General features: G+C 45.7%; 9 protein-coding genes and 1 riboswitch. Of the genes, 3 read left to right on the forward strand and 6 right to left on the reverse strand.

Annotated elements, in window-relative coordinates; genetic code table 11:
* Positions 1-206: 206 nt before the first annotated feature.
* Both purL and AC3CKG_RS03165 read left to right on the forward strand, forming a co-directional pair.
* Positions 207-4,103: a phosphoribosylformylglycinamidine synthase gene (purL, locus tag AC3CKG_RS03160; RefSeq protein WP_488528802.1), complete on the forward strand. Its 3,897-nt coding sequence runs from the start codon at positions 207-209 to the stop codon at positions 4,101-4,103.
* A gap of 272 nt (positions 4,104-4,375) precedes the next feature.
* The gene (locus tag AC3CKG_RS03165) at positions 4,376-4,909 is read left to right on the forward strand and encodes a DUF3332 domain-containing protein (RefSeq protein ID WP_065113476.1); all 534 of its coding nucleotides are present in this window, start codon (positions 4,376-4,378) and stop codon (positions 4,907-4,909) included.
* A gap of 99 nt (positions 4,910-5,008) precedes the next feature.
* Here the strand turns inward: AC3CKG_RS03165 and dapD are convergent, their stop codons facing one another.
* From dapD to AC3CKG_RS03195, 6 genes are all read right to left on the reverse strand, one after another.
* Positions 5,009-6,040, reverse strand: coding sequence for a 2,3,4,5-tetrahydropyridine-2,6-dicarboxylate N-succinyltransferase (gene dapD / locus AC3CKG_RS03170; protein ID WP_488528803.1), 1,032 nt, complete (start codon positions 6,038-6,040; stop codon positions 5,009-5,011).
* Positions 6,041-6,268: 228 nt separating this feature from the next.
* On the reverse strand, positions 6,269-6,910 hold the full coding sequence (locus tag AC3CKG_RS03175; RefSeq protein WP_017110229.1) for a MarC family protein: 642 nt from the start codon (positions 6,908-6,910) through the stop codon (positions 6,269-6,271).
* Positions 6,911-7,404: 494 nt separating this feature from the next.
* Positions 7,405-8,394, reverse strand: coding sequence for a GGGtGRT protein (locus tag AC3CKG_RS03180; protein WP_017110228.1), 990 nt, complete (start codon positions 8,392-8,394; stop codon positions 7,405-7,407).
* Between the two features lie 24 nt (positions 8,395-8,418).
* Positions 8,419-9,111: an iron-sulfur cluster assembly scaffold protein gene (locus tag AC3CKG_RS03185; RefSeq protein ID WP_488528804.1), complete on the reverse strand. Its 693-nt coding sequence runs from the start codon at positions 9,109-9,111 to the stop codon at positions 8,419-8,421.
* Positions 9,112-9,305: 194 nt separating this feature from the next.
* Positions 9,306-9,390, reverse strand: a riboswitch (Fluoride riboswitch).
* 155 nt (positions 9,391-9,545) lie between these two features.
* Entirely contained in the window at positions 9,546-9,839 is a 294-nt protein-coding gene (locus AC3CKG_RS03190) for a YebG family protein (protein WP_004735185.1), read from the reverse strand.
* Positions 9,840-9,927: 88 nt separating this feature from the next.
* Positions 9,928-10,824, reverse strand: a complete 897-nt coding sequence (locus AC3CKG_RS03195; protein ID WP_017110226.1) for a LysR family transcriptional regulator — start codon at positions 10,822-10,824, stop codon at positions 9,928-9,930.
* 161 nt (positions 10,825-10,985) lie between these two features.
* Between AC3CKG_RS03195 and AC3CKG_RS03200 the strand changes: the two genes are divergently transcribed.
* Complete coding sequence (locus AC3CKG_RS03200) at positions 10,986-11,981, forward strand: TDT family transporter (RefSeq protein ID WP_065104980.1); 996 nt, start codon at positions 10,986-10,988, stop codon at positions 11,979-11,981.
* The last annotated feature ends 29 nt before the right edge of the window (positions 11,982-12,010 follow it).

A 12,010-nucleotide genomic window follows, 5' to 3' on the forward strand; every position in this document is an offset into this window, starting at 1 on the left:
AGATTAAAAAAATAACGCAAACGGTTGCTTTTGGTGTTACGTCACAAAAAGAAATGCTTTATAATGCGCTCGCATTGAAGAGGTGGAATCGGCATAGGTTTGTTAACCTTCGGGAATAGCTTCGAAGAAAACAGTTAGGTTGTTCCTATAACCCACTGAATTTATTCCAATATCACCTTAATCAACTGCATAAGAGACCTAAGCACATGAGAATTTTGCGTGGCTCCCCAGCTCTATCTGAGTTTCGTGTTAACAAGCTTTTAGAGCTTTGTCGTGAATTAAGCTTACCTGTAACAGGTATTTACGCTGAGTTTGCCCACTTTGCTGATTTAACGGCAGACCTAGATGCGTCTGAAGTTGAGAAGCTAGAAAAGCTACTGACTTACGGTCCAACGATTGAAGAGCATGAACCTGAAGGTTTACTGCTGCTTGCAACGCCACGTCCAGGCACTATCTCGCCTTGGTCTTCAAAATCAACTGATATCGCACACAACTGTGGACTGGCTAAAGTGTCACGTCTAGAGCGCGGTACCGCTTTCTACATTGAAACTTCTTCTGAACTTTCAGAGCTTCAACTTGTTGAGCTGAAAGCAATTCTGCACGACCGTATGATGGAAGTGGTTTTCACTGACTTCGAATCGGCAGCAGCACTATTCACAGTTGCTGAGCCTGCTCCTTATGCGGAAGTTGACCTATTAACTGGCGGACGTAAAGCGCTTGAAAAAGCAAACGTTACCCTAGGTCTTGCGCTAGCAGAAGATGAAATTGATTACCTTCTTGAAAGCTTCACTGAAAAGCTAGGTCGTAACCCGACTGACATCGAGCTAATGATGTTTGCACAAGCGAACTCAGAGCACTGTCGTCACAAGATTTTTAACGCTGATTGGACTATCGATGGCGTTAAGCAAGAAAAATCATTATTCAAGATGATTAAGAACACCTTTGAAACGACACCAGAACACGTTCTGTCTGCTTATAAAGATAACGCAGCGGTAATGACAGGTTCTGAAGTCGGTCGTTTCTTCCCAGATCCAGAAACTCGTCAGTACAACTATCACCAAGAGAAAACACACATCTTGATGAAAGTTGAAACGCACAACCACCCAACGGCAATTTCTCCATGGCCGGGCGCATCAACAGGTTCAGGCGGTGAAATCCGTGATGAAGGCGCGACAGGTATTGGTGGTAAGCCAAAAGCGGGTCTGGTTGCTTTCTCTGTATCTAACCTTAAGATCCCGAACTTCGTTCAACCTTGGGAAACTGACTTTGGTAAGCCGAGCCGTATTGTTACTGCTTTGGATATCATGCTTGAAGGCCCTCTTGGTGGCGCAGCATTCAACAACGAATTTGGTCGTCCAAACCTATTAGGTTACTTCCGTACTTACGAAGAGAAAGTAAACTCTCACGCGGGTGAAGAAGTACGTGGTTACCACAAGCCAATCATGCTGGCTGGTGGTCTAGGTAACATTCGTGATGATCATGTTCAGAAGAAAGAGATCCCAGTAGGTGCAAGCCTAATCGTTCTTGGCGGTCCAGCAATGAACATCGGCCTTGGTGGCGGTGCTGCATCTTCAATGGATTCTGGTTCTTCTTCTGAAGACTTAGATTTTGCTTCTGTACAACGTGAAAACCCAGAGATGGAACGTCGTTGTCAGGAAGTTATCGACCGTTGTTGGCAACTTGGTGATGCGAACCCAATCGCATTTATCCACGATGTGGGCGCAGGCGGTATCTCGAATGCTCTTCCTGAACTAGTAGACGATGGCGAGCGTGGCGGTATCTTTAATCTACGTGACGTGCCAAACGATGAGCCGGGCATGAGCCCACTTGAGATCTGGTGTAACGAATCTCAAGAGCGTTACGTAATGGCGGTTGCTGATAAAGACATGGCAACATTCGACGCGATTTGTAAGCGTGAACGCGCACCTTACGCAGTGGTTGGTAAAGCAACAGAAGAACGTGACCTGAAACTAGAAGATTCACATTTCGACAACACGCCAATCGACATGCCAATGGACATCCTATTAGGTAAAACACCTAAGATGCACCGTGACGCGAAGACGCTAAAAGCAAACAATCCTGCGATTGACCGTTCTGGTATCGAACTAAACGAAGCGGTTGACCGTATTCTTCGCCTACCTACAGTGGCAGAGAAAACATTCCTTATCACTATCGGTGACCGCTCGGTTACAGGCCTTGTAGCTCGTGACCAAATGGTTGGCCCATGGCAGGTTCCAGTTGCTAACTGCGCAGTAACTGCAGCAAGTTACGACTCTTACCACGGTGAGGCAATGTCTCTTGGTGAGCGTACGCCAGTTGCACTTCTAGACTTTGGCGCGTCAGCTCGTCTAGCGGTTGGTGAAGCAATCACTAACATCGCAGCGACGAACATCGGCGATATCAAACACATTAAATTGTCAGCTAACTGGATGTCTCCAGCAGGTCACCCTGGTGAAGATGCAGGCCTTTACGAAGCGGTTAAAGCCGTAGGTGAAGAACTATGTCCAGCACTGGGTCTAACTATCCCTGTGGGTAAAGACTCAATGTCGATGAAGACTAAATGGGAAGAGAATGGCGAGCAGAAAGAAGTAACGTCTCCGCTATCTCTTGTTATCACTGCGTTCGCACGTGTTGAAGATGTTCGTAAGACGATTACGCCTCAGCTTCGCACTGACAAGGGTAATACAAGCCTAGTTCTTATCGACTTAGGTAACGGCAAAAACCGTATGGGTGCAACGGCACTAGCGCAAGTTTACAAGCAGCTTGGTGATAAGCCAGCAGACGTAGACAACGCAGCACAGCTAAAAGGTTTCTACGAAGGTGTTCAGGCACTTGTTGCTAACGACCAAGTTGTGGCTTACCACGATAAAGGCGATGGCGGTCTATTCGTAACGCTAGCTGAAATGGCGTTCGCAGGTCACTGTGGTGTTAACGCGAACATTGAAGCGCTAGGCGAAGATACGCTAGCAGCACTCTTCAATGAAGAGCTAGGTGCAGTAATCCAAGTTCGTAACGACGACCTAGACGCAGTTCTTTCTACTCTTGCAGCAAATGGCCTAGAAGCGTGTTCACACGTAATTGGCTCTGTTGAAGCATCAGACGACGTAGTGATTAAGTCAGGCGCAGACGTTGTAATCCAACGTAACCGTACTGAATTACGTACTATCTGGGCTGAGACGACGCACAAGATGCAAGGTCTACGTGATAACCCAATCTGTGCAGACCAAGAGCACGAAGCGAAGAAAGACAACTCAGACCCAGGTCTGAACGTAAAACTAAGCTTTGACGTAAACGAAGACATTGCAGCTCCTTACATCAACACGGGCGCTAAGCCTAAGATGGCAATTCTACGTGAGCAGGGTGTTAACTCTCACGTTGAAATGGCAGCAGCATTCGACCGTGCAGGTTTCGAAGCGACTGATATTCACATGAGCGACATCCTAACGGGTCAAGCGGTACTAGAAGAATACAACGGCCTTGTGGCTTGTGGTGGCTTCTCTTACGGTGATGTACTGGGCGCTGGTGAAGGTTGGGCTAAATCGGTTCTGTTTAACGACTCTACGCGTGACCAATTTGAAAACTTCTTCAAGCGTGAAGATACTTTCTCTCTAGGTGTGTGTAACGGTTGTCAGATGTTGTCGAACCTACGTGAACTTATCCCAGGTGCAGAATACTGGCCACGTTTCGTTCGTAACGAATCTGAGCGTTTTGAAGCTCGTTTCAGCCTCGTTGAAGTTCAGAAGTCTGATTCTGTATTCTTCAACGGCATGGAAGGTTCTCGTATGCCAATCGCTGTTTCTCACGGTGAAGGCCGCGTAGAAGTGCGTGACAACGACCACCTAAACGCGATTGAAAACTCAGGTACGGTTGCTCTACGTTACGTTGATAACAACGGTAACCAAACGCAGCAATACCCGAATAACCCGAACGGTTCGCCAAATGCTATCACTGGTTTAACAACGACGGATGGCCGTGTGACTATCATGATGCCTCACCCAGAGCGTGTATTCCGTACGGTTGCTAACTCTTGGTCTCCAGAAGGTTGGGGCGAGAATGGTGCTTGGATGCGTATGTTCCAAAACGCACGTAAGAATGTGGGTTAATCACTTACCTACATGCTGCGTTAATCTAGATTGGATTAACTAAAAGCTAAAAAGTTAAAAGCGCAGATCGAAAGGTCTGCGCTTTTTTATTACACAAATTTTAGGAACCAACGCGAAACAAATTAGGTTTGCAGTTTGCTGTTCTAAAAATCTCCACTACGCTAAATGTTATGGAATCAATTTGTTAGGCCGTCATTTCTTGTATTCATGCAAAAACAATTCAATTTGGCCGTTCAAAAACTGAATCAATCATCGTGGCATAAGAGGGATCTATGAAAACAACAATCACAAAAGCAGTTGCAGTGGCAGCGATTGTCATGTCATTAGCTGGGTGTGTCGGTAGTAACGCAGTTACTGGGAAATTAATGAAGTTCAACGTCGAGGTTGTAGATAACCGTTACGCTCGTGCCGGGGTCAACTTCTTGCTTGCGCCAGTTTACGCGCTAACAACAGCAGCCGATTACATTGTATTTAACTCAATCGAATTCTGGGCGGGTAAAAACCCACTCACAGGCGCACCTCACATCTTTGATAGTAAAGTCGACACCATGATCGATGTGAACGACAGCCTAGACGATTCACTAAAAGAAGCGCCACTTGGTTTCAACAATCGTCAGATTGAATGGGGTGAAATGCAACAGATCGATGAGAACACCATTCAAATGGACATCACCTATAACGATGGCCAGAAAGCCGTTCTGACGGGGGTTCGTGATGGCGATAAAGTCAGCTATTACATGGATGGTACGTTAGTTTCAGAAACCTCTATTCAGGCTCTCGAACAGCTAGCCGCAGAAAAAGCATAACCTTCTCTGCTTTACCGCTATAAAAAGAAAAGCCGCTGGATTTAACCCCAGCGGCTTCGTATTTTTTAATATCTAGTAATTTAGCATCTAGCGCGTAGATTAGTTGTTGCTGTGTAGCTCGCTGTTCAGTTCAACAGCAGACTTGTTCGCTAGGCACTCAATTTGACCTGTGATCGAGTTGCGGCGGAACAGAAGGTCAGAAACGCCAGCAAGGTCACGAGCTTTAATGATTTCTACTTCGTTGCCTTCTTTATCTAGCATACGAACCTTAGTACCCGCAGTCACGTAAAGACCAGACTCAACCGTACAACGGTCGCCCATTGGGAAACCAAGACCAGCGTTTGCGCCTAGTAGGCAGTTTTCGCCGATGGAGATAACCATAGTACCGCCACCAGATAGAGTACCCATGATAGAAGCGCCGCCGCCGATGTCAGAACCGTTACCCACCACAACACCCGCAGAGATACGACCTTCAACCATGCTCACGCCGGTAGTACCTGCATTGAAGTTGATGAAACCTTCGTGCATTACTGTTGTGCCTTCGCCCACATGTGCGCCAAGACGAACACGAGAAGTATCAGCAATACGAATACCTGTTGGTACCACGTAATCCACCATTTTAGGGAACTTGTCTACGCAATCTACAGATAGAGCGCGACCTGCAAGGCGAGCTTCGATTTGACGCTCAGCTAGTTCAGGAAGATCGATTGGGCCTTCGTTAGTCCATGCGATGTTGTGCAGTAGACCGAAGATGCCGTCTAGTACCGTACCGTGTGGTTGAACTAGGCGGTTAGAGATAAGTTGTAGCTTAAGGAAGCCTTCTGCAACTGATGCTGGCTTCTCGTCAGTCGCAAGAACAACAAGAACAAGTGACTGCTCAGATGCTGCTGCTTTTTCTGCGAAAGATGCGTTTGCTGCATCATCGTTTGCTGCGAATGCTTTCGCTAGTTCTGCGCTTTGTGCAGCAGAGATTTCGATAGCTTGGTTGCCTTCAGTGTAACCTGCAACTTCAGCCACAGCAGCTACAAGAGCATCGCTTGGGTTTAGAAGTGGGTTAGGGAAGAACGCTTCAATGATTTTATTGTCGCGGTTTTTGGTTGCCGTACCGAAGGCTAGTGAAAAGTAAGCCATGTTGAATCTCCATGTGTTGAGTCTTGATTTTGCTATTCAATAACAGCGGCTCGAATAACAAGCGCTGCCGTTAGCAAAGTTAATTTAATTGCGTTCATCATAAAGAGAGCGCCCTCGTTATGAAAGGGCGTATCGGGATAAAGTCTGTAAAATGATATTGCTTGTCTTTTTAGCGATAGTTTTCTGCAATGAGAAAATGATGCAGTTCAACACAATTATGATCGTACTCTAAACAAACAGCGCCTTGTACGCCTGTTCAATCCCTTCAATCAGCATCTGCATACCGATAACTGCGAGTATCAAACCCATCATTCGAGTAATCACATTCAGTGCGCTTGGTCCGACCGCTTTAACGAAGCGTTCGCCGAACACAAACAATACGTAGGTTAGGGTGCAGAGGAGGCCAAATGCCACGATGGTTATGATGGTCTCGTAAATCCCTTCAGTACTGGCAAAGTTCATCGCAGTGGCAATAGTACCCGGGCCAGCCAGTATTGGCATGGCTAAAGGTGATACTGCGATACTTAGCGCTGCGTCTCGCTGGGCGTCTGAGTTTACTTTCTCTTTTGCTTTTGAATGTGTTGAATCACCTTGCAGCATGTGGAAGCCGATCAAAAAGACCAGAATGCCGCCTGTGATGCGCAGTGCGTACAGCGTGATACCAAAGAGGTCAAAGATCAGTTTTCCAGAAATCGCAAAAGTACTGACGATAACGAAGGCGATAAGTACCGATCGGAATGCGATAGATTTAACCGTTTCCCTGTCATTATCACCGGTTAATCCAAGAAAGATTGGCGTATTAGCGATAGGGTTCATAATGGCAAAAAAGCCCATGAACACGGTAATGGTATGAATGATGAGCTCTTTCATATTATTCCTTTGAAAAGATGCAGTTAAATACTAGGGCGTGTTGAGCTTTCGAGCTGATTTTTGCAGCGAGTTGCTGGGCATTTATACAAGGCAGAGGCTTTGACGTGTAGCTGGCCTACATGAGAAGCCGATAACGTAGTAGAAATGACCAGCAAACGCTGCCCGAAGGGTTCGGCTAAAAGCGTTTTACTCTTTGTTGAGGGAGATTTGCTTAGAATGACTAGGCTACTTCTCCCTCGCCGCGATTAAAACGCTTTTATCTCGAACAAAATTTAACCACGAAAGGTCAACACGCCCTAATAGTTTGTGTATTTAATCTTAGATACAAATAATTATTAGAAATAGATAGTAGAGCAAGTGTGAATAAAAAACAGCCAGCATAAGGCTGGCTGTTTGGTTTTAGTGATAGGTGTAGAGTTTTGGTCGTCTGTTATTGCTTGTTTCTCAGTTAACGGACTCATTCTATGGATAGATCGTGGCGCTCAACGTTGTTGTTATGCGTTTTGAGATTCGCTTACTGCTACAGCCAATGCAACCGTCGCACCGACCATTGGGTTGTTACCCATACCGATGAAGCCCATCATTGCCACGTGAGCCGGAACAGAAGAGCTACCTGCGAACTGAGCATCAGCGTGCATTCTGCCCATGGTATCTGTCATGCCGTAAGACGCTGGGCCTGCTGCCACGTTATCTGGGTGCAATGTTCGACCTGTACCGCCGCCTGAAGCAACTGAGAAGTAAGGTAAACCTTGGCGAGTACGTTCTGCTTTGTAGATACCTGCAACAGGGTGTTGGAAGCGCGTTGGGTTAGTTGAGTTACCCGTAATACTTACATCCACTTCTTCTCTGTGCATGATTGCCACGCCTTCACGTACATCATCAGCGCCGTAACATAAGATCTCTCCGCGAGGGCCTTGTGAGAAGCGGCGACGTTCTGTTTCAACAAGCTCGCCTGTTTGGTAATCGTATTGAGTGCGAACATAGGTAAAACCATTGATGCGAGAAATTAAGTAAGCTGCATCTTTACCTAGACCATTGAGTATTACCTTTAATGGGTTGTGACGTGATTTGTTGACGTTGAGTGCGATTTTAATCGCACCTTCTGCAGCAGCAAAAGATTCATGGCCCGCAAGGAAAGCAAAGCAGTGGCTTTCTTCATTTAGAAGACGTGCAGCTAGCGCACCGTGGCCGATACCCACTTGGCGTTGCTCAGCAACACTGCCAGGTTTGGTGAATGCTTGAAGGCCTTCACCAATGATATTTGCTGCTTGTTCTGCGCTGGTGGCTTTGCGAAATAGCGCCAGTGCTGAGCCAAGGATATAAGCATCGGCAGCGCTTTCAAAAGCAATAGGTTGGGTATCCATCACTAACGCTTTTGGGTCGACATTGTGTGATAGACAGTATTGGTTCGCTTGCTCTAAAGAGTCGAAGTTCATTTCTGCCAATACGCGAGTTACTGATTCATTAAATTGAGTGTTCATCATATCTTTCCTCTAAATTGGCAAAAATTATTGTTGGCGTGGGTTAATGGTGGTTACGGCTTCATCGAAGCGACCGTAAGTTCCCATAGCAAGGTCTGCTGCTTCATTAGCTGACATACCTTGATTAATCGCCTTCATCATTTTGCCGAGGTTGAGATATTCGTAGCCAATTACTTCGCTATGGTCATCAAGTGCAAGCTTGGTCACGTAACCCTCTGCAAGCTCTAGGTAACGAACGCCTTTCGCTGAGGTTGAATAGCTAGTACCTACTTGGCTACGTTGTGTTTGACCTAGGTCTTCTAATGCAGCGCCAATTTCTAGGCCGCCTTCAGAGAATGCGGATTGAGTTCGACCGTAAACAAATTGCAGAAAGATTTCGCGCATGGCTACGTTAATAGCGTCACACACCAAGTCAGTATTCAGGGCTTCAAGAATGGTTCTTCCTGTGAGAATTTCGGCTGCCATCGCGGCTGATTGAGTCATGCCTGAACAACCAATCGTTTCGATTAGTGCTTCTTCGATGATGCCGTTTTTTACGTTTAGCGTTAGTTTTGCCGCACCTTGTTGTGGTGCACAAGTGCCTACGCCATGGCTTAAGCCAGAAATAGCGATGACATCTTTTGGGCTAACCATAGCGCCTTCAACTGGAATTGGAGCTGAAGTGTGAAGTTCACCCCTTTGAATAGGGCACATTGATTGAATTTCTGAAGAGTAGTGCATAATGTTTTCTCACTGTTAGAGCCATTTAGGGCCTAGGGCGTTGAGAAAACAGGACGTGTTGGAAGAGGTGCGGCTAATTCACTACAGATCTTGAGTATCGGTAATCCAAAGGTGTCATGAAGCTCGGTCTTAATAGACTAAGTCCATTTCAAAATGGAGGAATAGCGATACATCCAACAGTATTACCTGTTTTCGATTCTGTAGGAGTCATTAGCACTGTTCGAAAAGAACGGGCGGTTGAAGCAAAAGCTTAGGTGGAACCCCATCACCTGATGACTATAGATTAGATCTTTATCACACTTTTGTGCAAGCGAATGTTTAGAGCGATTTCGACTATAAACAAGCTTCATTATATTTCAATAAGTATAAAAAAACGCCAATAACGGACTCTTATTAGAGGCATTATTGACGTTTTTTAGAAAGGTATCAGCTAGTTATGCTGCATCTTCTTCTGCGTCTTCAACAGCTTCAAGTTTCTTTTCTTTTTTCGGAGCTGGTTTGCGCTTAGCACCTAGTGCGTAAAGAACTTCTTCTTTATTCTTCGCTAGGTACATTGCAAGTTCTTCTTGCTTGCCTTCATCTTCAACTAAATCGCTTTTGCTTAACAGTTCAAAAAGCTCATCAGCCATATCCAGCATTTTGTCGTATGCGTCAGCTTCGGCTTTAGAGGTAAAAGTCATTTTCTCTTCTCCGTTGCGTTCGACCACGTACTTGACGATAACAGCCATGGTTAATCCTCTAAGTTTGATAAATTTTACTGGCTTTTTATACAGTTTCTGATGCAAAAAGTCCAGTTGATGACCTAACTATGCGGCCTCAATCTTGATGTGTAGCCCAGTCTTCACAATAACCCATGAAAGATTTCAGCAGCGGGCTTTGATATTTGTCTTTGTGCACCAGCATCCAGAATCGGCGTTTCATGTCGAGCGGGACATCGAGTGCTTTTACTCGGCCGGAATCAATCGCTCGTTGTGCGGCTAACCGTGATAAACAAGCGAGCCCAAGCCCTGCAGAAACCGAATTGATGATGGCCTCGGTGGTGTTGAGTTCAAAGGATTCATACCAATGTTCGATACGAGGTGCGACAGCACGCAGGAAAAACTCGCGAGTTCCTGAACCTGACTCTCTCAGTATCCAGTGGCTGCCTTCTAAATCTTGCAATGCAACTTTGTCTTGAGAAAGGAGAGGGTGTTGATTACTAACGATAATACACATTTCATCGCTACTGAACTGGCTAGAGATCAATTCAGGATGGAGTGTTTTTCCTTCAATTAACGCGATATCCAGTTCATAATCCACCAACTTTTGGCAGATCAGCGCACTGTTTGAAATGAACAAGCTCTGATCTTGATGCTGAGTTAGTTCGCGAAAGCCAGACAGAATAAACGGTGCGACCTGATTACCAATCGTGTCACTCGCGCCAACCTTTAAATTGCCACTTAATGGTTGGTCATCTCGGAACAAAACATCGATACCTGCGGCTCTATGAAGAATCTCGTCAGCCAAAGGAAGTAGTTTTTGTCCTTCTTGATTGAGAATTAATCGGTTGTTGACCCGGTCAAATAGAGAGTGGCCCAATTGTTTCTCCATTTCGCCCAGCGCCATGCTGACAGCAGCCTTAGACAAAAACAGTGCTTCCGATGCGGCGGTAAGCGTCGAATGTTGGGTAATGGTGACAAACACTTTGAGTTGTTTGATTGAAATATTAGCCATCAGGTTCCTAGTTTTACGCTGCTGGTGGAAAGATGTCGTTCAGTATTAATGAACACTTGTTATATATAATTGGATATTGTTTAACGAAGCGCAAGCGTATTATGGCTTCAACAAGCTGATGAGTTCACAAGTTTAGTGAATTAAGTTTAAGAGAGGCTGACATGATTCAACGTATTAAATATAGATTAACAGGAGCTCCAACACCCATGGCAGGGTTAGCACTCGCAATTGCAAGCTTAGGCTGGTGTTGGGATGGTGTTTTAGTTGCACAAGGTACTTTACACACACCGGGTTTGGTGCAGTGGATCAGTGCTGGCATTGCGGCGGTATTACTTCTTGTTTTAGCTGTAAAATTTTTGATTCACGGCCACTTATTACGTGAAGACCTTGCTCACCCTGTTGTCGGCAGTGTTGTACCCACATTTGCGATGGGTTGTATGGTGGTGTCTGCTTCGTTGGCTCCGATCTCTCAATTCTTACAAGAAGCTGTGTGGCTCGCTTCGGTAGCGTTACATGTCGTGTTCTTGGTGAGCTTCTTATACCACAGAGCTAAAAACTTTGAGATTCACCACATGGTGCCAAGTTGGTTTGTGCCACCAATTGGTATTATCGTGGCAGACGTTTCTTTTTCAGGTAACCCAATCTTAGAACCTGTTGCTCACGCAACTTTAGTCTTTGGCTTATTGGTTTATGCCGTAATGCTACCGCTCATGATCTACCGTTTGATCTTCTCTCATGAAGTGCCTGACGCAGCAAAACCAACCATCGCGATTATGGCGGCACCAGCAAGTCTATCTTTAGCGGGCTACCTAACGGTGACGGCAAATCCTTCGCCAGTGATCATTGGGTTACTTTTTGGCATTGCAGTGTTGATGACGTTTATTATCTACATCGCGTTTTTCAAACTACTTCGTCTGCCATTCAGCCCAGGTTATGCGGCGTTTACATTCCCAATCGTGATTGGTGCAACGGCGTTATTCAAATTGGCGGCTTGGATGCAAACTGTTGGTGTGGAAACTCACTATGTGGATCAAGTCTTCAACCTAGCGTATCTAGAATTGATTGTGGCAACGTTTGTAGTGGGTTATGTGGCGGTTCGTTATTACATGAATTACAAACCTCACCGTGTTCTAAGTGCGGTAGGCAGTAGATTGTAATAAGCAATAGTTCAAAAGATAAACGGACC

Source organism: Vibrio sp. QJM3NY_15 (assembly GCF_057785995.1).